The 26,033-nt window shown below is 55.3% G+C and carries 18 protein-coding genes; 9 read left to right on the top strand and 9 right to left on the bottom strand.

What is annotated here, in order from left to right; translation table 11 throughout:
* The first annotated feature begins 595 nt into the window (after positions 1-595).
* The 5 genes from MWC30_RS02390 (at position 596) to MWC30_RS02410 (ending at position 8,332) form a co-directional block, all read left to right on the top strand.
* Positions 596-4,255: an Ig-like domain-containing protein gene (locus MWC30_RS02390; protein ID WP_244082553.1), complete on the top strand. Its 3,660-nt coding sequence runs from the start codon at positions 596-598 to the stop codon at positions 4,253-4,255.
* Between the two features lie 73 nt (positions 4,256-4,328).
* A complete protein-coding gene (locus MWC30_RS02395) occupies positions 4,329-4,979 on the top strand; it encodes a hypothetical protein (RefSeq protein ID WP_244082554.1) in 651 nt (216 codons plus the stop codon).
* Positions 4,980-4,993: 14 nt separating this feature from the next.
* Positions 4,994-7,129 (top strand): hypothetical protein, encoded by a 2,136-nt coding sequence (locus MWC30_RS02400; RefSeq protein WP_244082555.1) that lies wholly within the window; start codon positions 4,994-4,996, stop codon positions 7,127-7,129.
* A 125-nt stretch (positions 7,130-7,254) separates the two neighbouring features.
* Positions 7,255-7,551: a hypothetical protein gene (locus tag MWC30_RS02405; RefSeq protein ID WP_244082556.1), complete on the top strand. Its 297-nt coding sequence runs from the start codon at positions 7,255-7,257 to the stop codon at positions 7,549-7,551.
* Positions 7,552-7,627: 76 nt separating this feature from the next.
* Positions 7,628-8,332 carry a hypothetical protein gene (locus MWC30_RS02410; protein WP_244082557.1) on the top strand — a complete coding sequence of 235 codons (705 nt, stop codon included), beginning with the start codon at positions 7,628-7,630 and terminating at the stop codon, positions 8,330-8,332.
* Between the two features lie 153 nt (positions 8,333-8,485).
* Here MWC30_RS02410 and MWC30_RS02415 read toward each other — a convergent pair whose 3' ends face one another.
* Both MWC30_RS02415 and MWC30_RS02420 read right to left on the bottom strand, forming a co-directional pair.
* The gene (locus MWC30_RS02415) at positions 8,486-8,842 is read right to left on the bottom strand and encodes a hypothetical protein (RefSeq protein ID WP_244082558.1); all 357 of its coding nucleotides are present in this window, start codon (positions 8,840-8,842) and stop codon (positions 8,486-8,488) included.
* Between the two features lie 705 nt (positions 8,843-9,547).
* Positions 9,548-11,515, bottom strand: coding sequence for an ASKHA domain-containing protein (locus MWC30_RS02420; protein WP_244082559.1), 1,968 nt, complete (start codon positions 11,513-11,515; stop codon positions 9,548-9,550).
* Between the two features lie 351 nt (positions 11,516-11,866).
* Here MWC30_RS02420 and MWC30_RS02425 point away from each other — a divergent pair, with 351 nt between their 5' ends.
* Positions 11,867-12,412, top strand: coding sequence for a 3'-5' exonuclease (locus MWC30_RS02425; RefSeq protein WP_244082560.1), 546 nt, complete (start codon positions 11,867-11,869; stop codon positions 12,410-12,412).
* 115 nt (positions 12,413-12,527) lie between these two features.
* Here the strand turns inward: MWC30_RS02425 and MWC30_RS02430 are convergent, their stop codons facing one another.
* The gene (locus tag MWC30_RS02430; RefSeq protein ID WP_244082561.1) at positions 12,528-14,408 is read right to left on the bottom strand and encodes a hypothetical protein; all 1,881 of its coding nucleotides are present in this window, start codon (positions 14,406-14,408) and stop codon (positions 12,528-12,530) included.
* A 107-nt stretch (positions 14,409-14,515) separates the two neighbouring features.
* Positions 14,516-15,523, bottom strand: a complete 1,008-nt coding sequence (locus tag MWC30_RS02435) for a deoxyhypusine synthase family protein (protein WP_244082562.1) — start codon at positions 15,521-15,523, stop codon at positions 14,516-14,518.
* A 390-nt stretch (positions 15,524-15,913) separates the two neighbouring features.
* Here MWC30_RS02435 and MWC30_RS02440 point away from each other — a divergent pair, with 390 nt between their 5' ends.
* Positions 15,914-17,893: an ABC transporter ATP-binding protein/permease gene (locus MWC30_RS02440; RefSeq protein WP_244082563.1), complete on the top strand. Its 1,980-nt coding sequence runs from the start codon at positions 15,914-15,916 to the stop codon at positions 17,891-17,893.
* Between the two features lie 149 nt (positions 17,894-18,042).
* Here the strand turns inward: MWC30_RS02440 and MWC30_RS02445 are convergent, their stop codons facing one another.
* The gene (locus MWC30_RS02445; RefSeq protein WP_244082564.1) at positions 18,043-18,429 is read right to left on the bottom strand and encodes a hypothetical protein; all 387 of its coding nucleotides are present in this window, start codon (positions 18,427-18,429) and stop codon (positions 18,043-18,045) included.
* Positions 18,430-18,615: 186 nt separating this feature from the next.
* Here MWC30_RS02445 and MWC30_RS02450 point away from each other — a divergent pair, with 186 nt between their 5' ends.
* On the top strand, positions 18,616-18,939 hold the full coding sequence (locus MWC30_RS02450; protein WP_244082565.1) for an EF-hand domain-containing protein: 324 nt from the start codon (positions 18,616-18,618) through the stop codon (positions 18,937-18,939).
* A gap of 166 nt (positions 18,940-19,105) precedes the next feature.
* On the opposite strand, the gene MWC30_RS02455 is transcribed toward MWC30_RS02450, so the two are convergent.
* Entirely contained in the window at positions 19,106-20,620 is a 1,515-nt protein-coding gene (locus tag MWC30_RS02455; protein WP_244082566.1) for an acetyl-CoA hydrolase/transferase family protein, read from the bottom strand.
* A gap of 539 nt (positions 20,621-21,159) precedes the next feature.
* Between MWC30_RS02455 and MWC30_RS02460 the strand changes: the two genes are divergently transcribed.
* On the top strand, positions 21,160-22,497 hold the full coding sequence (locus MWC30_RS02460) for a hypothetical protein (RefSeq protein ID WP_244082567.1): 1,338 nt from the start codon (positions 21,160-21,162) through the stop codon (positions 22,495-22,497).
* Between the two features lie 242 nt (positions 22,498-22,739).
* Here the strand turns inward: MWC30_RS02460 and MWC30_RS02465 are convergent, their stop codons facing one another.
* The 3 genes from MWC30_RS02465 to MWC30_RS02475 form a co-directional block, all read right to left on the bottom strand.
* Positions 22,740-23,660, bottom strand: coding sequence for a prenyltransferase (locus MWC30_RS02465; protein WP_244082568.1), 921 nt, complete (start codon positions 23,658-23,660; stop codon positions 22,740-22,742).
* A 590-nt stretch (positions 23,661-24,250) separates the two neighbouring features.
* Entirely contained in the window at positions 24,251-25,696 is a 1,446-nt protein-coding gene (locus MWC30_RS02470; RefSeq protein WP_244082569.1) for an IS66 family transposase, read from the bottom strand.
* Positions 25,697-25,827: 131 nt separating this feature from the next.
* Positions 25,828-26,033: transposase (locus tag MWC30_RS02475; protein ID WP_244082570.1), on the bottom strand; the 206-nt coding region annotated here is incomplete at its 5' end.

Below are 26,033 nucleotides of genomic sequence, written 5' to 3' on the forward strand. Positions count from 1 at the left end.
GTCTATGCACTCTCATGCAAGCTCAAATCGGAAACCCCAGGATTTCAATTTTGAAATGAAATTTCTTCGTTGAAATTTAATCCGTTCCTTATTGCCGAAGGTCCTGCACGGGCATGCACCTCCCGATAGGCACTTTCAAATGGTAATCTCCTTTCATCCGCTCGACGCTCATAAAGTCTCCCCGTGTTCAACCTTTTCATGACTCCATTGCCGAAACATTGGATATTTTTCGTTTTCTCCCGGGCTTCATCCATCGCTGTGGATGAAGCCGAAATCGTGATGTCCTGCCCATCTGCCTGGTAAAGGATTTGCAAACGCGAAACGCCAGAGAACTGCATCCTGGGAAGGTGACACGGAATCAGGTCGAAAAGTTTCAGTTTGAAAATCCAAAAGGAAATGGCCGGAAAGGGAAGTCGGTATGAAACAGAGCTCTGGAAGCCCGTTGCATCATGTAATTTCCCAAGCCCAACTGACCGTAATCCCCCCTTTTCCGAAGGGGGGTTTTTTGTTTCCCCGTCCAGTGAAAATGGGGGGACAACGACGATTTGGAGTCTCCAAATTTCTGATGCGGAGCTTCTTTCAGGCGATCCTTCTTTTGCTGCTGATTTTCACACACCATCTCGCGCTCGCCGTTGTTTCATGCGATGAGCTACGCCCGGAATCGCTTCGCTCGGTGGTTGGGCAGGGCTATATCGACGTCCTCTGGGATGATGTCCTTCCATCTGCAAATCCTTACACTTCCGATGCAATCATGGGGTACAGGGTATACAAATGGAGCGCCGGCGTTGAGCCGCTCTTTTTTTTCACCACGCAGCCCCGCTATCGGGATACTCAAGTCGCGACGGGAATCCGCTACAACTATTCGGTCACGGTGGTGAACCAGGATGGAGTCGAAGGCTGTGGCTCCGCAGGCACCAGCGCCACTTACGTGGACACGGCCATCAGGACATACACCGACGGAGCGAAAAAGAAATCGGTCCCTTTCTCCAAACCTCCCACCTGTGCCGCAGTGGGAGATATCAATAAAGATGGAAAACCTGACCTGGTTCTTGGAATCCCGGAGCTCAACGCGGTAAAAATCTATTACGACTGCAATGTCAACGCCCTTCCCGGAACGACTCTTACCGGGGAGTCCGGAGGAGATGGGTTCGGTTCCAGCGTTGCCCTGGCGGATCTCAATCAAGACGGGTACGCGGACCTCATTGTCGGAGCCCCGCTCGCCGACGTGGGGAAGTCCGCGAACAGCGTCCCCGACGCCGGCAAGGTTTATGTCTATGCCGGCAAGCGGTCCCTGAGCTCAAAGCCGTCCCTCATCGTCGAGGGGAAGCCGTCGTGTACCAGTGACGGAGCACCCTGTACGAACGGCGAACATTTGGGCTCCGCATTGGCCGGTGTGCGGGATGTCGACGGAGACGGCACCCCGGATGTGGCCATAGGGGCTCCTGCGGGAGGTCTGGATCGGACCGGCAGGATTGTCATCTTGCGGGGAGGAACGCCCCTCGCCGAACGGGTTCTCGATGTACCCGGTCGGGAAGGCATGAAGTGCACCGGCCGAAGCCTCTCCCTTGCCGGGGATGTCGATGGAGACGGACTTCATGACATCCTTGTGGGTGCAGGGAACTGCGAGGGAGGGGAGCCTTCCACCGGTGAAGTCCGGCTGCTCCTGGGAGGGAGCACGCCAGCTTTATCCGATCTGGCTTTCACCGGCGCCGGAGGTAACGGGGCCATGGGAGCCGGACTGGATTTCAACGGTGATGGGTATTCGGACATTGCCGTCGGGTCTTCAACCGAATCGCAGATCGATCTTTACTTCGGCGGTCCCCTCCTGGATGCCTCTCCCGACATCGTCTTTCCCGCCAGTCGGGGATACGTCGGCTCCCTGGGCGACGTGAACCGCGACGGACGGACCGACCTGGCGTTGGGGTGCCTGATGGTCCATTACGGGAACAGCAGAGGTGAAAATGTTCCCGATGTCTTCATAGATCAGGGTGCGCAGGCTGTCCTTGGAACCGGAGACATCGACGGAGACGGCCTGGAGGAAATGTTGTCCTATGCTTCAGGCAGCGTCCGTGCCCACTCCCTGGCTTACTTTTCCAGCCTGCCGCACATTGAGGTCACGTCCCACCTGGATTATGCCAGAACGTCCAGCGGATGCCTGACCATCGCGGGGCGTGTTCATGGAGCTGTCTCTCGTCTCACTGTTCGGGGAGAGCCCGCGGAGAGTACGCCGGATGGATATTTTTCCAAGGACTTGAGCCCGGTGTGGCCGAATCTCAATGCATTGAGGCCGGGAGTCAATGCCATAGAGATCCTGGCTGAAACACCGGATGGCAGGGTCGGCAAGAAAATCGTGCATATCGAATATACTCCGCCTCCTCTGGGCATCGAAATCACCACACCGGCCCCGGGGAGTGTCCTGTATTCCAATACGTTCACGGTGGTGGGCAGAGTGAGCGATCCTTCGGCCCTCGTGTGGGTGGACGGTTGGAAGCCGGTTCAGGTGGTGGACGGGGCTTTCGAGGCCACCGTGTCGAGGTCGTCCGCTGGAGAAGCTCACATTCGAGTTCTGGCGGGTGATGCGTCCTGTAACTTCGTTGAAAAATGGATTCGGGTTGTTTTGGAGATTCCTGCCCCGACGGTGGTGCTCACTGCGGATCCCATAACCATCCGCCCAGGCCAGACGACGACACTGTCATGGACAAGTTCAAACGCCACTGTGTGCAGCGTGGACAACGGTGTGGGCGGCGTTCCTCTCTCGGGTTCGGTGACCGTATCACCCTCTGAGACGACAACCTATACCCTCACAGCCACAGGCCCGGGTGGAATGGCCAGGACGGCTGCCGCTGTCACCGTCGTCAATGCGCTTCCTGTTTGTCTGAACGATGTCTCAGCCACCGATGAAGATGTTCCCGTCGTCATACATGTCCTGGCCAACGATACGGATCCCGACGGGGATGCTCTCCAGGTGAAGGAGACAGGGCAGGGGCTGCATGGCTCCGCCTCCATCCGGCCCGATGGATCGATCCTCTACAGTCCGCAGGCAAACTACCATGGATCGGACCAGTTTACCTACACGGTGACGGACGGTCACGGCGGCTTGGCGACGGCGACAGTGGATGTGACCGTCTCGTCCCTGAACGACGCTCCTGTCGCGGCGCATGACAGTGCAGCTACTGATCAGGGCAGGTCCGTTTGTGTGTCTGTACTGGCCAATGATTCGGATCCCGACGGTGATTCCCTCACCCTGTCCGGCTTTACCCCTCCCTCCCATGGAACGGTGAAAGACTCTGGAAACGGTACCCTTGAGTATTGCCCCACAGCGAGCTTTACGGGTGAAGACAGTTTCACTTATACGGTCTCCGACGGCAAGGGCGCCACGGCTACGGCAACCGTGACCGTTGCCGTAAAGTCTGCGGTGACCCTCGGCATCAAGCAGCCCGTAGAGGGACAAAGGGTTGATGGCGGCCAGGTGCAGGTGAGCGGGATCGTTTCCAACGCTGCGGGAAGAGAGACGGGTGTGACGGTGAACGGCGTCTTGGCGTGGGTTCATGAAGGTCGGTTCGTGGCGAACAGTGTTCCTCTGCAGCCCGGTGAGAATAATATCCAGGCTGTTGCCGTGGACACGGCGGGGGCGGGCGCTTCAGATTCCATCACCATCGATGCCGATGCGGAGCAGGAAGCCATCGAGATCAAGGCGGTCGATCAATCTGGAATTCCACCATTTGAGACAACTTTCCGCATAAAAGTGTCTGCTGCATACCAAAATCCGACCCTTTCGTATGCGGGACCGGGTGGTGTTGAGTTCCTGAACACGGAAGCCGATGAAGAGTTTACCGTCAGGATGACGATCCCGGGCTGGTATGATTTCATCGTGGAGGCCTTTGATTTTCAAAATTACAGTCACACTCAGACCCTTTCACTCCTTGTCCTGGATAAAAACTCCCTGGACGGGCTGCTCAGAGCCAGGTGGAACGGCATGAAAGGGGAGTTGGCCGCCGGGAAAATTGCCGGGGCCTTGAGCTACTTCCTTCCGAGATCACGGGAACGTTATGGGGCGGTTTTTAACGACCTTTCGGAAAGGCTTCCCGCCATTGCCGCCGGGATGCAGGAGATCGAGATGGTTTACAGCAGAGACGGAAGGACCAAATACCGCATCAACCGGTCTCACTCCACTGCTGCCGGCCCTGTCACCCTCGCCTACTACATTTACTTTGCCGTGGATGAAACCGGGCTATGGCGGCTGGATGTCTTTTAGGCAACGGAGGCTGGAAGCTGGTTTGCCGAGAAAGACTCTGCTTCAGAGCAGCTTGGAGAAAGGATGTGCAGAGATGAACGATTCACAAAACCGAGAAGCAGACACCGGACCACCGGGAGATGTGACCGGCAGGGGAGGTCATAAGCCCGGGCCCAAGTGGTTTTCCAATAAAAAGGTGAAATGGGCGGCCATCGTCCTGGTGGTATGGTTTGTTCTGGCTGCGGTGGGGCCCTGCACCATCACCCATGAGTTCGGTCCCTATTACGGAAAAACCGTCGATGCGGAAACCGGGGAGCCCATAGAGGGGGCGGTTGTGCTGGTGGCGTTTTATACGGAGCTCTACACTCCTGCAGGGACCATGTCGCGATTTGTGGACGCGCTGGAAGTCCTGACCGATGCCAAGGGTGAATTCCATATTCCAGCCTACAGGGCGTGGGTTTTTAGAACTCCGCATAGGTGGAGCACTGATGCACGAGTCACAGTCTTTAAAGCAGGATATGGTAATTTCCCATGGCACAAAAATGTATCCCCTAAATTTATTCCCATGTACACAGCACCCCCGAAGGAATACCTCGTCATAAAGCTGCCGAAGCTCAGAACATTAGATGAAGCAAGGGAGAATTCGCGCGATTTGCCCACAACCCAAGTCCCTAGAGAAAAGATGAAAAAACTCTTTGAGCTGATTGAGCGTCAAAGATCTTCTGGATGGCGTTATTTTGATTAGTAAGGAGGGGACTAATGAAAAACCATTCAAGCATCTATTTTATGATTTTTATTTTTGGCCTCCTCATTGGGATACGGGCTGCCTCTGCTTATGATGATGAACAAGCACATCCGAAAATTAACAAGCTCGCAGTAGTAAATTCAAATATTTCTACAATAGTCCAAAATCAACTGGGAATGAGTGGTGGCGTTGATACGGTCCTCTTACAACCAACACTAACAGGCATTCAGGCTATAACAGTATTGGAGTTGCTGGAACTGGGAGGAACGAAGGAGGATGCAGAAACTCGCTATATGAATCATTTTCATGATCCATTGAAGCCGTGGGAGATTGCAGGACTCGGTCTTCATAAATCCTCACTGCTTTGGGCGCAAGAATTTCTCTCTGGGAGCGGTCAGGGGTGTGAGCCAACTTCTGATGTTTACGAAGCAGACTTCAATGCTTATTCCTGGATTTCAGCAAAAAATTTTTACTATCAGGCTATTAAAACTGGATCCAATGCTCTATGGGCAAAGACCTTCCGAGCGTTGGGACAGGTCATGCATCTTTTGGCCGATAGCGCGGTACCTGCGCACGTGCGGAATGATCCCCATCTCGCGGATCCGTATGAAAAATGGGTAGCAAATAACTTTGGCAATATTAAAGTTCCGACAGTCTATATCGACCCATCCATCTTCTCCCATGCCGTCACGAATCCATCCGCTTCCTGTCCCATATCCGCTCTATGGGATCAGGATGTTTATACGGGGGCAAACCCTTCGGACGGATTCATCGGTTTGGCTGAGTTCACCAATGCGAATTTTTTGAGTGACGATACCATTTACAAGGATTATCCGCATCCAACACTGGCGGATACGGATTTTTCAGGATTCGATGCTTTAGAGCCTGAATCGGTGACGGGCGAAGATGGAAAAGCCGAGCAGAGGGCGTATGTGCATCGCACCGTCAACGGCAGATCGTATACCCTCGCGGCCTTTGGGTACCTGGCATATGACTGTTTCCAGGCAGGGGCATGTTACAGTCACCCGCCGCTCATTCGCGATGAAAGAGTCCACCGCGATTACGCCCAAGAGCTCCTCCCCCGCGCCATAGGCTACAATGCGGCCCTCCTCGAATACTTTTTCCGGGGAAAAATAGCTGTCATGCCTGGGGTAAATGGCATTTATACTCTGTATTCCACCCCAAACCATCCCGGCGTGCCCCTCAGCGAGGCGGGCTTTGATTCCATCCGACTTCAGGCAAGCAACGACAGCCCTGAAGGAGAGGACATGACACATGGGACCATCGAGCTTGTGGTCAAATACAGGGTTGCTGCGGTCGACCCTTTCTTCACAGGCCCTGTGAAGACCACTGAAGCCTTTTCCTATATCGTTGCCCCGGAGAGTACCGGAAAGGTATCCATTCCTGACAATGAATTCGTCGAGCTGACATTCAACCTCCCACAGAAGCTCCCGATCTTTGCGACGGATGTTTACCTGTACGTTGTGTATAGAGGAAGACTCGGTGCGGAAGAGAACGCCGTGGCGATGGGCTACAAGGATGCATCCGAGCCCACACCGTACGAATTCTATAACAATATGGACTACATCTGCATCAACGGCGCATGGAAGGCTGCAGGAAGCCAGGAAGCCATGCAGCTTGCGGATGCCGCCGGCAATGGCAATGGAGTTGTGGATGCGAATGAGTGGGATGTCTTTCCTCACAATGTGGATGGACTGAATGGTCGTTTTTTCCCCGATTACTTCACTGCTCTATATCCACCCCCGGCAGAGTTTGGCTTCGATGTCCTCGAACCCAAACAGGCCGGTCGGGTCTTCGTGATCGGCGATGAAACCGTCAGCTATGGATTGGCTTCCTTTACCTATAGCCCCACAAGTTCTTATGCGAGCGTCGATCATTGTCCTCATGGTTATTGGAGAGAATTGGCCCGGCATCGGCTTCCCACTGTAAAACGTCAGAAAGACGTCTATTACGATCCAGGGATTTGCAGGTCCTATGGTTTGACCGCCGTGCCGTGCGAAGTCGATTGCTGGTCTGCCTTTTATAATTTCAGGGGAAAAGAGTATTGGGCGCTCAAATATTGTACTCTCTTGTTTCCCTACGGGGGCCCTCCCTGTTCATACAAGGAACTGCCGCCGGATGGTCTGTAAGCTGCTCCGAGCAGATCTCGTCGCTCTTTGATGCGAAAAGGGTAGGACTAAACGCCACGCCGGTCTCACGACTTCAGCGCCTGAAGGTGAGTGAAGTCGGCAGAGGATCGAGAAAGGACGAAGCGATGCAAAAGTTCATGGCCATCTTGATACTGATCCTTCTCAATGTTTCTGCTCCCGCCTGGGGGGAACGGATCACCGTGCGTCGTATAAAAGAAAGCCCAAGGGAAGCGATTCTCGTGGGCACTGAAACCGGCGCCGAAAAGCACGTGAGGGAGGGAGATCGTGTGAACGGATCCATCGTTCACGAGATCCGCTGCTCCCATGTCACTTTTGTAACACCTTTAAGCGCGCGTCAGGCCATGTCAGTCAAATTTCCCATGATGGACGAAAATTTCTTTGCGTTGACGCCGCAATTCTAATGGGAAGCAGGGCGGGAAGCTTATGGGGAGGCTGTCTGGTGAGGAGAAAAAGGCTTTGGAGAAAGGAAATTCAGAAATGAACGGCTTACAGGAATCCCGAAATACCGCCACCGAAACACCGAAAAAGTATCCAGCTCTCAACATCGAGACGCTCCGGCGGACATGGAGCTCCAATAGAACCGCTCGCAAGATGGCGACAATCCTCTCCGCCCTGGTCATTCTCGCAGTCGTCGGACCCTGCACCATCACTCATCGGTTCGGTCCCTATTACGGGAAAACCGTCGATGCGGATACAGGCCTGCCTATCGAGGGAGGGGTGGTACTGGCTTCATTTTATACGGAGGCGTACACTCTTGGGGGAACGAGACCGAAATTTGTGGATGCGCTGGAGGTCATGACCGATGCCAGGGGTGAGTTCCAGATTCCTGCTCAGAGGGTGTGGGCTTTTAGAGCGCCCCACAGGTGGGATGTTCATCCGGACTTTGTCATATTCAAGCCGGGATATGGGAGCTTTCCCAGGCACAAAGGAGTGAGTCCGAAGTTTAGTCCAGGAGATACCCTGCCTCCTGATCAACATGTCGTCATGAAGCTGCCCAGGCTGAATACGCCGGATGAAATGAAGGGAAATTCACGTTCCTTGCTGCCCAGCGACGTTCCACCCGAAAAAATGCAAACACTTGCGAAAATGGTTAAAGACACTCCCGCGGTTTCCCGCGCCACTGTAGTACTTCCTGGGATCCCGCCTGAATGTGCTACTCCCCTTATTCCCGGATCCAAATAGGGGTGCAGGGTGGGGCAACAAAGCTCGCCTCACCTTTTTTCTTCGTGGATGATGCCAAACCTGCAATTCTTTGGGGGGCTATTTTTGCCAATCCGTCACCCTGGAATTGGGCAGGGTGACGGACGGTGCCGATCCGGGGAAAGATGAGCGCGTCTACCTCAGGCAATAGACACTGTGGCTGGGAGCGGTTTTAAAATAGGCTCTGATGAGGAAAAAATCCATCGCAGGGGGGGATGCGGGAACCTCTTCTTTCATCATGGCGGTGACGAGCTCTTCACGATGATCGCGGTAATATTCAGCCTGACGGGAAGCAATTTTGCCGTCGCACAACAAGTTGGCGGAGGTACATGCCTCAGCCAGTTTTGCCTGCGATTCACATTTTTCGATGCGCTTATCGATGTAAGCCCGATAAGAGCTCTCGGCAACGGTGTCACCAGCCCAGGCGATGGAAAGATGCAGCCCCATGCCCACCACACCTAAAACGATCAAAAAAATTGCCAGCTTTTTCATGATGTTCCCCTTTTTGCTCATCATCGTAGACCATTCACATCCGAATTTTACTGTATCTCTCTGATAGTTTCTTCGGCGCTGACCGAAGCACTGCTGTTCCTGGATGGGTGTCCGCATCATGCTCATCAACGCAGCCGGCCATGTGCCGATCTCGTGATCGAGGACTCAGGCTCCCCGGAGCTTTGCGTTGGACCGATCGCTGCCTGTGGCGTTACAAAGCAGTCTGGCATCGCGCGCCATTGCTTTGAAGTCGAGGAAATCTTCCCGAGAGTGCAGATGGATCAGGGCCAACGAGACATTGCAGAAGAGGATCTGGCGCACAGGGTTCCGCTGCCGACGAGCTCTCGATGCGTGTGTGGACTCGGAGATCGATCGGCACGGTGAAGTAATCTTAAAATGTTGTGCATTTTTGTCAAGAGGAAAGGTATATTGTGATTCTTTTCTCTAAATCCTCATAAAGCTAAGAGCCGAGCCGAGTTGCGGCAGGAGAAACGCATGCTGGAATGGGAAGCGCGAGGAAATAGCGCGGGTGTGGGCATGGGACGCCGCCGATTCACCGGCTGCTGTCCAAACCGCGTGGAGCATCCGATAAGGTGCAGAATTTTCTTGAAGTTAGGCAGGGCTGGACGGGTGCACCCACCCTGCAGGGTGCCTCATGGGAAGGCGTGGCAGGGTGGGAGCGATTTTGGGTGAGACTTGGATGGTCTACTGAGCAGGACTCTCTCGGCGCGGCAGGGCCTTGCGGCTGCTCATCCGTGCCTTGAGCTTGGGAAAGAGGCCGAGGTCCGTGTGCGGGAGAAAAAGCGATGCCACGTAACGGTTCATGTAGGATCGCGTTTCGGACAATTCGAAATTGGTCATCTTTTTGGTCACTTCCACGACATCTCTGCGGAGCCGGTTGGTGAGGGCGCTCATTTTACAGCCCATGAGAGACCCATTGCCGATGTAGGTGATTTTCCCGGGGTCCATTTCCGGCAGAAGCCCGATCACCATGGCCTTTTCCAAATCGATGTAACTGCCGAAGCCTCCCGCGAGCACAATTTTGTCGACGTCGTCCAGGGACAGCCCCACCTCTTCCAGCAGGGTCTGGTAGCCGCTGAAAATGGCGCCCTTGGCGCGAATGAGGTTGTCGATGTCGTCTTCACTGAGGGTGATGTCCCGGTCGATCTGGGTTTCTTCGGCTCGCGCGAGGACGTATTCCCGCCGACCCTCGTTTTCGCGAATGCGGTCGGTGTTCAGGTTGACATGGAATTTCCCCAGGTTGTCGATGACGCCCAATTCGAACAGCGTGGCCACCATGGTGATGAGCCCCGATCCGCAGATGCCTTTGGGGCGGACGTTCCCGATGGTGATGAGCATGGGCTCCAGGGTGACCGGGTCGATGGAAAAGTCCTCGATGGCTCCCTTCGAGGCGCGCATGCCGAACTTGATGCCTCCGCCTTCGAAGGCGGGACCGGCCGAACAGGCGGCACAGGCAAACCAATCCCTGTTTCCCACGACGATTTCGGCATTGGTGCCGATGTCTATGAACAGTGTCACTTCATCGCTTCGGTAAAGTCCTGCTCCCATCACCCCTGCGACGATGTCGCCTCCCACATAGCTCGAAATGGCGGGATAAACCAGTGCCGTGACGTGGTCGTTCAACTCCATGCCCAGGCTCATGGCGCTGATGGGAGGATACAGCGTAGCAGCCGGAACGTAAGGCGAATAGCGAATGTAACGGGGATTGATCTTGAGCAGCAACTGGGTCATGGTGGTGTTGCCCGCCAGGGTGATGCTCGATATTTCCTCGGGGTCGACCTGCGCCTTGGCCACGATGCGGCGAATGATGGTGTTGATGGTTCCGATGACGACGTCGTGGAGCTTCTCCAGCCCACCCGGCTTTTCCGCAAAGACAATGCGGCTGAGCACATCTTCTCCATAGCTGATTTGACCGTTGAATTCCCCATGCTGGGAGAGCACTTCCCCGGTCAGAAGGTCGATCAACTGGCCGTAGACCGTGGTGGTGCCGATGTCCATGGCGATGGCGAAGTTGCGTGCGGTTGTATCCCCCGGTTCAACATGGATGATGTGGGACTTGCGTCCCGGGTGCACCGGCCGTGCGAGAGTCACCGTCACCTTGTAGCCGCCGGCGCGCAGAATGTCCGGAATCTTGCGGATGACCGGCAGTCGGGCCACGAGTCGATGCTCGTTGAATTTGAGCTTGAGGAAGTTGATGATTCGGGTGACATCCGGCTGACGATCCTGGTCGCTGGGGGCAGGGAGGTCCAGGTAGCGTTTTTCTATGGGAGGAATGAAAAGCCCCTGTTCCTTCAGTTCCTCGAAGTCCACCTCATGTATACGGGCGGTTTTACGTGGGGTCGCCATCTTGTTGAGGACACTGGCATCGATTTCGGATTCGACGGGAATGCGCACCACCAGGTCACTTCGGACCGTGCTTTGGCAGGCCAGGCGGTATCCCTTCGCCACGTCCTCCGCGCTCAGCTTTTCCGTGATGCCGCCTTCGATCTCTCCGCTTTCGATGAGCACGCGGCACTTGCCGCAAACCCCGGCCCCACCGCAAGATGCATTGATATGGACACCGGCTTCCATGGCTGTTCGGATGAGGTTGGCCCCATCGGCCACCGTCACCGACTTGTTATAGGGTGCAAAGACCACCTTGCGTTCGCTCATTGAGAATATCCTTTCCGGTTGACTTCACATTCATGGTGGAATGTGTCAGAATCAGCCGCTGGAGATGCCAACCCTTTTTCATGTGGAAGGTTTCGCACGGCAGCGCCATATTTCATGTCCCCTTGCCTTCCCTTTGAAATGGCAGGTTTATCCGAAAGATTTCCACCTGACGGGTTCATGAAAAAGTGATTTTTATAGTAGTATTTAAACCAAATTGGATTCAGATGCACCAGCAATCTCGAAAAGTTGCTTTAAATTCGGAATTTAGTATTGAGTTTCCATTTGCTTCCGGGCTCGTTCTTCGCCCAGGAGATTCGCTGATTTCTTAGAAACCTTGCAGGGATGTAAGTTATGACGCCAAGGGAAGTTCTGCCTCCCAGGGATTTTGTCGCCATCGATTTTGAAACGGCCTCCCATGAGCGCGACAGCGCCTGTGCCGTTGCCCTTGTAAAAGTCGAGAACTGCAGGATCACCCACCGGGTATTCCATCTCATTCGGCCGCCTCGCAGGGACTTCGTCTTCACCCATATCCACGGCATCACCTGGAGGGATGTGGCGGACAAGCCGACCTTCGGCCAGCTCTGGCCCTCCCTGGACAAACTCTGCCGTGAGGCGGGGATGCTGGCCGCTCACAATGCTTCCTTCGACCGTTCCGTCCTGAATGCCTGCTGTATGACCTACGGACTGATGCAGCCTCGAACCCCTTTCCTCTGCACCGTCAGGCTGGCCCGGCAGGTCTGGAACCTGCACCCCACCAAACTTCCCGATGTCTGCAGATACCTGGGAATCGCCTTGAATCACCATGACGCCGCCTCCGATGCCGAGGCCTGCGCTCAAATTGTCATCGCCGCGGGCGAAAAGAATGGCGAGACAAACGGGTTCAAGGCGGGGTCCTGACTTCTTGAAGATCCTGTCGCACAATGACAGAATCGCGCCGCCCACTCCCCCAGAATGCTGCAGGAGGGTCTTTCTGCCGCGGTGAAACGGAAAATGCCGCCACCCATGGCTGCGCTTATTTTTTCAACAACTTCATCACCTGCTCCCGATGCACCCAACCCAGGTTTGCCTCCTGGCAGTTCCCCTCGATGCGCTCCATCAGCTCTCCCCCGATCTCATCCTCCCAGCGCAGGCTCCCCGTTTTCTGAAGCTCCTGGGAGAGCATCTCCAGCAAAGGCTCCGCGTCGGGGCGGTAGGCGTGAGCTTTTTGCCAGTGATCCGCCGGCTCCACAACCTTCATGCCCGCGAGGAGCGCAAGGATCGGTGCCGCATCCTGATCGTAGAGCTGCTCATAAAGCTGTGGTCTCACGATGTGGTTGATGCGCAGCCAGTTGATGTACCTCAATCGCCTGGCGCACACGGCCGCGGCGAAAAGTTCCTGGAGGCGGGGACGCTGCTGCCATGCCTTTTTGCTTGGCTCCAAGGCCAAACGGTAGTGCTGCCCGAGGCACTGTCTCTTGAAAGTCCAAAGGTCCCGCGTGGCCTGGGGCGCGTCCCAACTCTGGGGCTCGGCAATGGACAGCAGGGAAGCAAAGAGTTTGCGTGCTTTCTGTCCCTCGATCCACCCGCAGAGTCTTTCCTCCGTCACGAGGCTCCAGAGAGGGTAGGTCTCCAAGGGCTCGCCTGCATGGCGGGACACGGTGTAGACGCGACATTGGTGGATCGTGAAGAGAAGGGGAACGGCATTCCCGAGGATGGCCGGGTCGTTCAGGTGCTCCCGCAGGGCGTAGATTTCTGGAGCGATGCGCACGAAATCCCATGAGGCGTAGAGGAAGTCATGCAGGGTCTTGATGGCATAGGCGTCGGAAGCCTTTTCAGCAAAAGAGCGGGAAATTTCCGACACGTGGCAGGGGCCGCCCGCCAGGATCTGCCGGATCAGGTCCAGAGGGTCCGGCGGGGGAGATTCGCTGTCGGGGGGCTTGAGGTGCCTCAGAATGCGTCCGTCGGATTCGGGCGGCGTGGGAGGCGCGCCGCAGTTGAGGTAGGAGAGATCCTCCGTGGGCGGTCCGACGGCGCTCCAGCCCATATCTCCCAGGGAAATGAAAAGATGCGGTTTTATACTCAGGGCCGTTTCCGCGCTCTCGGGGTCCAGACGATCCTGCGGGCAGAAGAGCCGGTAATCTTCGATCACCTGTCCCAGGGTGGCAAAATCCTCCCGGTAATGGGACGCGAAGAGCCGGTGGATGTCGATGACGCGTGCAAAACGAATCCCCAGGGAAGACTTGGACAGATATCCTTTGTAAATGGAGGAAAAATCCGCCAGTTTGACAGCCAGTATGAGGAGAGGCAGATCCATCTCCAGAAACCGGGAGACAAACTGGAGCGGAGCAGGAAGGCTTATTTCATGGTGAATCCCCTCGACCCGGGCGATGGCGTTCAGGATCTCCTCGCAGGAATAATCGCCCCGGTACCATGCCTTGGATGTGTCGCAGGTGTGCTCCCCGAGCCAGGGCTGGATGTTCCCATGCCTTACCTGGATCGCCACGCGCAATTCTCCGGGCAGGCGCTCCTCGATGCTTGCCTGGAGCTCGCTTTTGAAAAGGAGCTGATCGGACCCGGCCAGGGCGCGCCAGATAGCGTCGACGGATGCATCCAGGGCCTGGACGATGGATTTGAGAGTCCTGGGATGTCGCAGTTTCCGGATAGCCGCTGTTTCCATTTCCGGCACTGCCTCGAGGGGACAGCCCAGCACACGACTCACCTCTTCGGGAATGGAGGATGGCCTGCCGCCGAAGCCGTACAGCAGCTCCAGCACCTGGGCTTCTTCCTCTCCCAAATTTCTCACGGTCTCCCCTATCCGTTCCAGAGGGGACACCGGTTCCCCTCTTTCCTCTGCTGCGCCATCAGCCTGCAGGGATGGTTCGATTCCCGCCGGCTTCGGCCATTGCGCGGACACTGGTTATTCCTCCTCTTCGTGATGGTGCTGTTCTTTTTCGTCCCGCACACCCAATGCGGCAAAGAATTATGCTTCCTCGTGCCCTTATGGCTTCGAGGCGCTCCAAATCATCGAGCCAACGCCTTTGCCGCAGATGTCCCACCCTGCTCCAGGACATAGGTGAAAATTAATGGGGCTACAATGGTGGCGTCCGATTCAATGATGAATTTGGGTGTTGCTTCATCCAGTTTTTCCCAGGTGATCTTTTCATTGGGAACCGCGCCCGAATAGGAGCCATAGCTCGTGGTGGAATCGCTGATCTGACAGAAGTAGCTCCACAGGGGGACATTCCGCTTCAAATCCTGCCTCAAAACAGGCACCACGGAAATGGGAAAATCCCCGGCAATTCCTCCGCCAATCTGGAAAAACCCTATGGGATGCTTTTCTGAAGCCTCCTGGTACCACTTCACCAATCGTATCATGTATTCCAACCCTGTCCTGACGGTATGAACATTCTGAATATGTCCGCGCATGCAGTGAGCCGCATAGATATTTCCCATCGTCGAATCTTCCCATCCTGGGACGAATATGGGCAGATCCTTTTGAGAAGCAGCAAGCATCCAACTGTCCTTCGGGTCGATTTCATAATGATGCCGGAGTGCTCCGCTGCGCATCAGGCGATAGAAGATCTCGTGGGGGAAGCAGCGCTCCCCTTTTCTGTCAGCATCCACCCAGATATCCAGAATGAGATTTTCGATCCGTTTGATGGCCTCTTCCTCGGGAATGCACGTGTCCGTGACGCGATTGAGCTTGCGCTCCAACAGCTTTTTTTCTTCTTGAGGCGAAAGATCCCTGTAATTGGGAATGCGGACATAGTGGTCATGGGCCACGAGGTTAAAAATATCCTCTTCGAGGTTTGCACACGTGCAGCAGATAGCGTGTACCTTGTCCCTGCGAATCATTTCAGCCAGAGAAAGCCCTAGCTCTGCGGTGCTCATGGCCCCCGCCATGGCCAGGAACATGAGCCCCTCTTCATCGAGAAGATTCCTGTAGGCTTCCGCCGCGTCCACCAGCGTGGCAGCATTAAAGTGTCTGAAATGATGTTGAATAAAGGCTGAGACATTGCCTTTGCCCATGAAGCACCACCTTTCTGTTCTACCTTCCAGGAGCAATTAAACTTGAGGGTGAAAAGGACAGTTCATCCATGTCATGTCTATGATTCCGCCAGGGACAGCAAAAGGAGAAAGCAGGATCTAAAATCTGCAACCGGAAATCGTCAAGCTTCCAAGCCCTCATGATGATAGCAAGATATGCATAGAGAGCGCAATCCTCGCCGGAAAGTCCACGCGGAATTTCCGGCCGGATCCTTTCTTGTTGTGGTTGGGAAGCACCTCGTGCGTGAGTCAAGGTCTGGACCGTTCACAGTCGATACACAAAGAGTTGCTTCACTAAACTTTTTTGATGATTTGAACGAATTTTGTGTGTACCGTTTTCATTCAAACTCATCTGAAAGGAAAAATCGATCCATGAACCAGTCGGAACGTTCTCTTTGGGTGCGCTTTGTCACCATCGCTCAGCCGTATTTTTTCCCTCGGATTCCCGGCGGGGGGATGGTGACGCTTCTGCTCTTAATCCTCCTGCTGGTCTTTCTGTTCGGGGTGCTCTTCATGGTGGTTGCCGGGATGACACTGGCGGGAAATCATTTGGCGCCCTCCCTCACAGCCAGGGTCGCGGGTGGCCTGGCGGCTCTCATCAGCGGCATCTTCCAGTCCAACCTGTGGTGGATCATCGCCGCCACTTTCCTCGTGCCCGCCGCGGTTTTCGCCCTCTTCGGCCGCCACCTGAGGGAGCGCCGGAAAGCCTGGTTGCTTCTCGCCATAGTCCTGCTCCTCTCCTTTGCGGTTACGGGAATCAATGTGGCCTTCAGCTACATCGGCAACTACTTCACCAACGCCCTGGTAAAAAAAGATCAGGAACTGGCTTACCTCTTTGTCGGGGTGTATTTTTGCGGTTTTCTTGCCGGAATCCCCATCGTGGCGTTCTACAGTTACGTTCAGAGCTACCTCGGGATGCGGTGGCGCGAATGGATGACCGGTCAGTTCCTGGGCAACTATTTCAAGAATCGCAATTACTACGACATCGAGGCAAAGGGTGAGATCGACAATCCCGATCAGCGCATGATGGAAGACATCCGTTCCTTCACGCGCACCTCCCTGACTTTCCTCCTCATCATTCTGGGCTCCCTCATGGACCTGGTTTCCTTCACGGGGATCCTCTGGTCCAAATCGACCCTCCTGGTCGCCGTGGTCCTCGGCTATTCCCTCGTGGGGACGCTCTTTACCGTCTTGATGGGGCGGCGCCTCGTAAGGCTGAATTTCAACCAGCTGCGGTATGAAGCCGATTTCCGTTACGCCCTCGTGCACGTGCGGGACAACACCGAGTCCATTGCCTTCTACCAGGGGGAAAAGCCGGAGATTGCCCACATCCTGGGGCGTTTCCGAGACGTGTTGAGGAATTTCGGCCTCCTCATCGGCTGGCAGCGGAACCTCTCCTTTTTGACGACAGCTTACAGCTACCTTCCTGTCGTTTTGCCCTTCGTTATCCTGTTTCCTCAGTACTTCCGGGGCGAAGTTGAGTATGGAGACATGGTGCAGGCCAATTTCGCCTTCACCCAAGTCTATGGGGCGTTGTCCCTCATCGTCTCCCAGATCGAGCAGATTACGAATTTTGCCGCAGGCGTGGAGCGTCTGTCCACCTTTGCGGATGCCGTCGAACCGGATCGGCCTCCGGCTCCCGGCATCCAATCTCAGGAGGCGGATCGGTTTGCCCTGACACACCTGACCCTCCTGACTCCCAACAGGACGCGCACCCTGTTCCAGGATTTGACAGTGGAGCTGGAAAGGGGCAAAAACCTGGTCGTGGTGGGCCAGAGCGGTGTGGGGAAGAGCTCCCTTCTCCGGGCCATTGCCGGCCTCTGGACGCAGGGCGGGGGGGACGTGAAGCGGCCTCCTCTGGAGGACATCTTCTTCCTGCCCCAAAAGCCCTACATGCTGCTCGGGTCTTTGAGAGACCAACTGCTTTACCCGCAGCTCGAAAGAGACGTTCCAGAGGAGCGGCTGAGGGAAGTGCTTGAAACGGTCCGACTCCCGGACCTTCCCGAGCGGGTGGGTGGATTTGATGTCCACCTGGATTGGGCTGACGTCCTGTCCCTGGGTGAACAGCAAAGGCTGGCGTTTGCCCGCCTCCTCATCAACCAGCCCGGCTGGGCCGTCCTGGATGAAGCCACCAGCGCTCTCGACATGGAAAACGAAGCCAACCTCTACAGGAAATTGAAGGCGATGAGCATCGGCTACATCAGCGTCGGCCACCGCAGCAGCATCCTGGATTTTCACGACCTCGTGCTCGAACTGCAAGGAGGCGACCAGTGGCGGCTGCTGCCCGTCGAGGAGTACCGGGCGGCTGCAGCCGTGAACCTGCCGGAGCGGGACGGGGCGTCGGAAGGGTAAGTCCGGCTCCCAGCGGTGGGGAGGATCGTGGTGGACGCTGAGGACGCTGACGGAACGCTGAAAAACGCTGATTTTTTACAAAAGCTTCGCTCTGCAGCGTTCTTCAGGGCCCCGTCAGCGTCCTCAGCATGCTTGGCCGGTTCTACCTGTCAGTGCCTGTCCTCGTGGCGGTCCTCGAAGCGAAACCGGTCAAAGGACCTCCACGGAGAGGAACGACGGTCGGAGTCGTTTCGATCATCATTGTCTTTGTATCTGTCACGCCACGCATTCCCGCCGCCTCTGTCGAACCAGCGGCGCTTGCCGTCTTTATTCTGCCAATGATGACTGTCGTCCTTGTCATACTTCTTGTATCGTTTGTATTGGTAATGGTCATCGTCGTCATAGTATCTGTAGTATCCATATGGATACCCATGTCCCGGAGTGTCTTCCCAGTATCCGTCGGAATATCCGTAACGGCCGTAGACACATCCCGCCGCAGACAGCGTCACGCTCAGAAAAATAAGAAAAGCCGAATATTTGAAAAAGGATGATTTCATTTCGATGCTCCTCGTTCCCTGTGAATTGTGCGTCTCGCTTTGCCGGGAGCAGGCACTTCAGGACCTTCCCTGTTGAAATTATTAATCGAATTGCTATATTAGACCCATATGCCTTTTTAATACCCATACACCCTGTTTAGTATAACTTAATTATCATCACAGATTCGGCAAATTAAGGAGAAACCGATGAGGCAATGGAAACGGTCTGTTGTGGTGGGAGCTGCTTCGATCTTCTTCATGGCAGGTTTGGCGTCGGCCCAAAGTCCCTCTGCGCAAAGCCCTCAATCCACTCCGAAGATGGGCTGTCAGAAAAATTTTGCATCAATGGATAAGGATGGCGACGGAGCGGTCACGCGGGAGGAATTCATGGCGGCTCCTCACCGGGGGGATAATCCCGAAGAGATTTTCAAAGCAAGAGATACCAATGGAAATGGAAAGCTGACAGAAGATGAGTTTTGTTCCGGCAAAGGCATGGGGTATGGCGGCAAGGGTAAAGGTGCGACTCCATAGCCGGGGCAATTGGGAGGGAGGAAATCCGTCATTCCCGCCTGAGCCGACAGGAATGACGGTGTGACCTCGAGGAAATCTCTCTCCATCGCTCTCATGGAGGGGCAGTGCCGTTGGGAGCCGCCACAGGGCGCCGGCCGGCGGAGCCCCGTGGCGAGAGATGCGCCAGCTACTTACCCGACTGGTAGGGATCCCAATCGCATCCCCAGAGCTCGCTGTGGAGGGGCAGTTTGTAATTCCTTCTTTCATCGTAGGTGGGATATCTTCTGTTTCCACCCTCTTTGGGAAGCATGTTGACGGGGAATTTAGGCGCGATGAGTCCGTGTTTGCGTGCCTCGCTTTCCAGCCATTCCCGGTCGTCGGGATGTGCGATGGAAATCAAGGCTGCGGCCCTTTCGTAGCCGCTCAGCCCTCTCAAATTGACAATGCCGTATTCCGTGCACACATAGCTTGCCAGCTGGGCCGGTACATCCACGGTGGATCCTTCGGGGAGGAAGGGCACGATTCTCGATGTGCCATGTTTGCTCCTGGACGTCATGGACGCCACCCCTCTGCCGCCCCTGGACATGGCGCAGAAGCTGACGAACTGAAAGTACCCGCCGGTGCTGGAGATGGGCCGTTTTCCGTAGAAGCCCGCGCATTGCTGCCCCAGAAGGTCCACCGCCATGCAGTTGTCGATGGCGATCATGTTGTCGATTCGGCTCAGGATCTGAAAGTTGTTCGTATATCCGACATCATAGGCGGCCAGGTGCTGGTTTCGGTGCACCGTGTTGTAGTACCATTCCACGTCCACGGGGAAAGCAAATGTCCAAGCGCTTTTGCCCCGGTCGATGTTCTTATAAGCGTTGGTCACCTGGCCGGATTCGATGAGGTTGATGAGGCCGTAGTTGAGCATTTCCGTATGGATGCCGAGGTCCTTGAACCCCGCGTCCGCCATGGCGCTGACGCATGCGGAGGGGAGTGCGCCGATGCCGAGCTGAACAATGTCCCGGTCTCTCATGATGCCCATGATGTGCTGGGCGATGGCCTGTTCCTCGGGTTTGGGCTTCAAGGCTTTCTCGTTGATCTGTGGCCACTTGTATTTCCCACAGTCCACCTCCACCCAATAATCGATGTCATCGATGTGGATGGTGTTGTGGCGTCCTCCCTCGGCCCACGGGTAGTCCGAGCGAACCTCGAAAACGATCTTTTTGGCGGTCTGTCGAAAGATGTTGCAGTTGTTGACGCCGTAGGACATGTTGAAAAAGCCGTGGCTGTCGGGAGCCGTCGCCGCATTGAACCACCAGTCCATGCCGCGGTTTTCCTTCTTGGCGTTTATGAAGCGATAATGGTGTGCCCACATACCGTAAGCCCACCCCCACTGCGCCCAGTCGGTCACTTGATTCGTATCCCGTGCTTTACGATTCCAGGGGAAGAAGAAATATTCGTGGACGCAGTGGTACTGCTGAAACGGATCGATTTCCTGCAGCTCGTGATGGGGATAGAAACAGGCATACAGCCAGAATTCGATGTCCTTCAAATCGCCGGGATTGGGACCCAGCCTCTTGGCGACGGCTTCGGTGCAAACCGTTGAGTCCCCGCCGACGCTCCCGTTGTTGATCCAGTCCCCGGACTTCACCATGTTGGCGATCTGCTCGGGTGTTCTCTTCTTATCACGAATTTTCTGCTGAACGGGCGTTGTCATGAATTGTTTTCCTCCTGTCATGAGTTGTTTCTCCCAGATGACCGCGAAGAGCATACGGCACGCCACCTCGCACAAACGCCTATGGGCGGAGCGATTCTAACACGGGAATTCCGTTGCTTAACGATACGTTTCGGGAAGATGAAGAAGGCCCGGCAATTTTGTCGCAACAGAGAGCAGCTGCAGTCCTGGGTTGTATGGAACGAACCGGAAATGGAACAGCAGGGCGAACGACTGCACCATAGCAGGATGCATGGAATCCTGCAAGCTCCGTTTGAGGTATGCTTGCGTGTGACAGTCCTGAACGTCCCTCGGTTCCTGTTGACTCCGCAAAAAAACAATGTCATCATTCCGACCAATCAAAAGGGAGTAGCTAGTAAGGCAAAGTCACCATTCCGGCAGTATATGCCTGGCTTTGTCATTGGTGAGGATTCCAATTAGCGAGACTTTTGGCGTGGTAGATCATGCTGAAGGTCTCCTTTTTTTTGTCGGGACCCGAGGCGCTTTGTTTCTCAATACTTTGATTTCGGAGAGAAAAGATCATGACAGACACAAAACGCTTCATCCCCATCGTTCTGGCCGTGTTGTTCACCGTTCCCGGCTTCCTGCTGCGCATGCTGCATCCGGAGCTTGCGCCGCCCATGACCGCCTTGATCACAGGCGCCGCCATTCTGGGGGCGTCTTTTCTGCTCCTGTGGGCCTGCGATGCGGCGCAGAAAGACGTCTCCCAGGCTCTCGCCCTTGCCGTCGTCGCTCTCATCGCCGTACTGCCGGAGTATGCCGTGGACATGTACTTCACCTGGCAGGCGGGGCAGAATCCGGGAAGCGACTACGCCCACTATGCCATTGCCAACATGACCGGGGCGAACCGGCTTCTCATCGGTGTCGCCTGGACGCTCATCGCCGGCATCTTCTGGCTGCGGACCAGGAAGGGCGTTGAGCTCGAGAAGGACCGGCGCACGGAAATCCTCTTCCTGGGGCTTGCGACCCTTTACGCGTTCTTCATCCCCATCAAAGGGAGCCTGGCCTGGTATGACGGCATCGTCTTCGTGGGACTATACATATGGTACATCAGGCTTGCCAGCCGCCGTCCCTGCGAGGAATGCGAGCTCGACGGTCCTGCCGAGCTCCTGGGCCGTCTCCCAAAGGTGAAAAGGCGGATCGCCACGGCTGTCATGTTTCTTTTTTCCGCAGGAGTCATCCTGTTCAATGCGGAGCATTTCAGCGAAGCCCTCGTTGCAACGGGAAAAGTCCTGGGCATCAACGAATTTCTCCTCGTCCAGTGGCTCGCTCCCATAGCTTCCGAGGCCCCGGAATTCACCGTGGCCATCATGTTTGCACTGCGCGGGCATGCGGCGGTAGCCCTGGGGAGCCTCCTTTCGGCGAAGCTCAACCAGTGGACATTGCTGGTGGGGATGATTCCCGGTGTCTACGGCCTGTCGAGTGCTTCATTCGAAACGCCCATACCCATGGGAGCGTTTCAGATGAACGAAATCCTCCTGACGGCTGCTCAGTCCCTGCTGGCCGTAGCGCTTCTCGTCAGCCTGAGGCTCGATCCCAGAGGCGCATTCCTCCTCTTTGGCCTTTTCATCGGGCAGTTCGTTGTCCCGTCCCTTCTGGCGCCCCTCTCGGATGTTTTGCCTTTCAAGACGGGGTCGGACAGCATCCACCTTTACTTCTCTGTCCTCTACGTGCTGACTTCGCTTTACCTGCTGGTGCGGAAGCGAGCTGCCGTGGGGAATCTGCTCCATGGCCTGAGAATCGAGAAAGCCAAGGACAGGTCGGCGCTTGTGCTCATGAAGCCTTCCAAGCCTTACCGGCATGGGAATGCCGAAGAGGTGCTCGAGAGTGTCACTGTGCGTACGTCATACAGGGGATAGGCGTACCCTGGGTGCTGCCCACAGAGCCTGCCCGCCATTGAACGAATGCCTTTCAAAAATCCCGCTGGGCCGGCGAGAATTGGGCAGGGATCTGCGAGGCTGTTTGAGAATGACGAAATCCTCTCCTTCTCGCGGGAGAGAGGTAAGGTGAGTGAGTTGAGATTCTTGGCATTTTCACCCTCACCCCAACCCTCTCCCACGAGGGAGAGGGAGTTTTCAGACAGCTTCGGAAATAGCTCCTGTCAGGCAATGGGAAAAAACTTGTCCAAAATATAGCCCACTCCCAGCAGGACATGGGTCAAAAGGATAAACGTGACGTTGCTGCCCAGAGCGGGGACCAGCTTGTTCCTGTCCCTGTATTCTTTCGATCCGCTCATGGCTTTCCTGGCGAACGGCAACGTCAAAAGGGCGAGGAGGCAGTAAACCGGCATGACGACACTGCCCGTAATGAGCGTTGCCGCGACACAGCCGATGATCCAGATATAAACCAGGATCGTCATGATCCTGAAAAGCCTGCCGGCGGCATCCATGCCGAACGCAACGGGCGTTGTCTTCCTGCCCCCCATTCTGTCTGCTTCCACATCGGGAAACTCGTTCAACAGGAGCAGATTGTGCACCAGGATGCCGCTGGGTATCGAGGCAGCCAGGACGACCCAGTCGTAATGACCTGTCTGCACAAAATAGAAGCCCAGGATGGGCATGATCCCCAGCCCCAGGCCGGGCGACCACTCGGGCCAGGGTGTTCTCAGGATGACGGGCGTGTATAAAACCATGCATAGAGCTGCTGCGATGATCAATGGCAGGAGCATCCAGCCGCTCACCATGACAAAATAGATGCCGATGGCGAGGGCCACGAGTGAAGTGACAATCCCGACCCCGAGTGCATGCTTCAAGGGAAGCTTCCCCTCGGGCACAAGCCCGCTTCCTCCGCTGAAAGGGGTCCGCTGAACGTGGAGGTCGATTCCACTCTTGTAATCGAAGTAGTCGTTTATGGCGTTGACACTGCCGTGAGTCAGCACCAGCCCGAAGCCTGCCAGCAGGGCGTATCCCAGATTGAAAGAGCCGTAGTACCAGGCAATGGTGGTTCCAAGAAACGTCAGAACAACAGAGAGTAAAAGGAACTGGGGCCTGGTTTCCTTGAACCACAGGATCAGTTTTTCCATAAAGCCTCCTTCGCGTCCCTGGATTTCTACTTCATTTTTCGATTTTACAGCAAGTTTTTTCCCGCCGGAGACACCCCCATGAAATATCCGGCGGTCCGTTGACTCTGGCCGCCGGACGCTTTTATAACCGTGAAACCTCTGAGATAGAATCCACCAGCTGTTCATTGACGGTTTCTCAACATACTGGCGGTCAGGTGGACGATGAAATACTCGGTGACACCGAAGCGTTCGAAATGGTTTCGCTTCTTCTTGCGGACTCGTCCCGGCCAAATGCTTTTCACTTCGAGAACTTGTGCAAGAACAGAGGCATAAAAGGTAGCTTCTTCAGGCTCGAACGAGACCTGAAATGTACTGCTGCTCGTTCTTTATCTACCTCAATACAAAGTTATTCTCGAAAAGCAGCGGATCGTGTCGTTTCGGCAGACGTGCGGAAGGTGAAAACTTTTCTCACACATATGATCGCACGCATACGGTACTCAATAAATGATCTGCTCACAGGGGGTGTATTCTCGAAAGGAAGAGAGATTTTTGCGTTATAGCCTTGGCGGTTCCTTAAGACGGGACCACCGGGATATCGTAAGACCCACCTTTTAATGAGAAGTATTGGAGGCATAGTTCCAGGGGAGCCAGCGGTCTGGGTTTTTCGCCACGGGGGAGGCATTCTTCACGAGAGCCGTCAGGTAGTCGAGAGGATTGACGCCCTCCAGTTGGCAGGTGTGAATGAGGCTCATGAAGACATCCCCCACGTATGCGCCGTGAAGGGTTTTGTAGAAGTAGGAGTTTTTCCGGTGCAGCACCGCCATCTTCAGTGCCCGCTCGCAAAGATTGTTATCCAGCGGAGCACCGGGAATGTGCAGGAATCGGGTGAGCTCCACCCATCGGTTGAGCATATAGTTGATGGCCTTTCCCAAGCCTGAGTTGGGCTCAACGAGCTTGTCGTCAAGCTGCCGGCGACACCAGGTCTCGAGCTCCTCCATGACAGGGGCACTCCTTTCCTGATGGAGCAACAGGCGCTCGGCAGGCCCCAGACCTTCTTCTCTTGCCAGATCGTCATGGTGGTAGACCTTGCCGATCAGTTCAATGACCGTGCGACACTCCTCGGGGAAAGCGCCCACCACGTCCACAAATTGCCGCCGTCCATGAGAGAGGCAATTGCAGAGAATGCTTTCGAGGTTTTTGGGAATATTGAGCTTTGCTCCGTCGCACATCTGAAGCGGTGGGGGAAGGCCATGGCGGCGCTCCTCCAGGACCTTTTCCAGGTTCTCGCCGGCATGGCTGTGTCCGGTCATGAACAAAGCGATTTTGTGTCCATCATGAATGGAGACAACCCCCGAGGTGAAGATACCCTTGCGGGTACTTTCGGGGTCCTGGTTTTGAAGCTCCGCAAGGATCTTCATGGTGGTATCGTCGTTGTGAATGACTTCGCCCTGGGCGGCCTGCCACACCAGCTCACCAAAAACTGGGGAAACGGTTTTGGCTGACGCGTTGAGCAGATCCCACTGGGTAGAGGCCGGGACAGGCATTCCCACGTTTTCTTGAAGCTTCGCAAGGCGATAAAAAGGCATGCCGCACCCGTACTTGAGTATGGCGATCATGACCGTGGCCGAGTCATCATATTTATCGTGGCTGACACCCTCGGGAGCAGGGGCTGTGAAGATCATCCCGCACAGGTTGCACCGAAGGCGTTGGCGTTCATGGACCGTGGCGTCCAGGGGGGCTGTACCGTGAATGTTCACGATGACTGCCGGCATGGCAAGCTCGTAGACCTTGCCCTTTTCACATTCCGGACAAAGATCGCCGGGCTTGAGGTCGGGATGCTCGACGATCACCCTCCCGGCACCGGTATAGCTTTTCGCTCCGTTCCTGCCATGTCCTTTGGGACGGGGTTTCTTTTCTTGCTCTTGCTGCCTGGAGTCCCGATCGAGCACGTTTTTTGCCGTTTCCGTGCGTGCACCCAAGAGATAGCGCAGAAGCTTCCTGATGGAGCTGTTCTTTTCCTCCAATGCCCGGGTCAGGCACTGGAGTGTTTCGGTCATGGCCTCGATGACGCCATAGTCTTCCTCGGTCAGGGTACGTGCCTTGACCCTCCCGAGGAATGCTTCGGTTTGCTGCCGGGTCAGATCGATTTTTCTGGTTTTAAGTACCCAAGCAAAAGTTTCACAACATTCTAGGTGGAGAAGTTGATTGTGTATTTCGTTCCAAAGTTCTTCAATATGTGATCAATGGCCTCCTGTAGTAAACTAAAGGAGAGATAGGCTGAGAAGGATAGCCATTCATACTTTATCTTCCTCCACAGGATCTCAATGAGATTGAGCTCAGGAGAATAGGTGGGGAGGAATTTAATGTAGAGGTTCTTCTTGGCCCATCGCGGTA

The sequence above is a fragment of the Desulforhabdus sp. TSK genome (assembly GCF_022836495.1).
Classification (GTDB): domain Bacteria; phylum Desulfobacterota; class Syntrophobacteria; order Syntrophobacterales; family Syntrophobacteraceae; genus Desulforhabdus.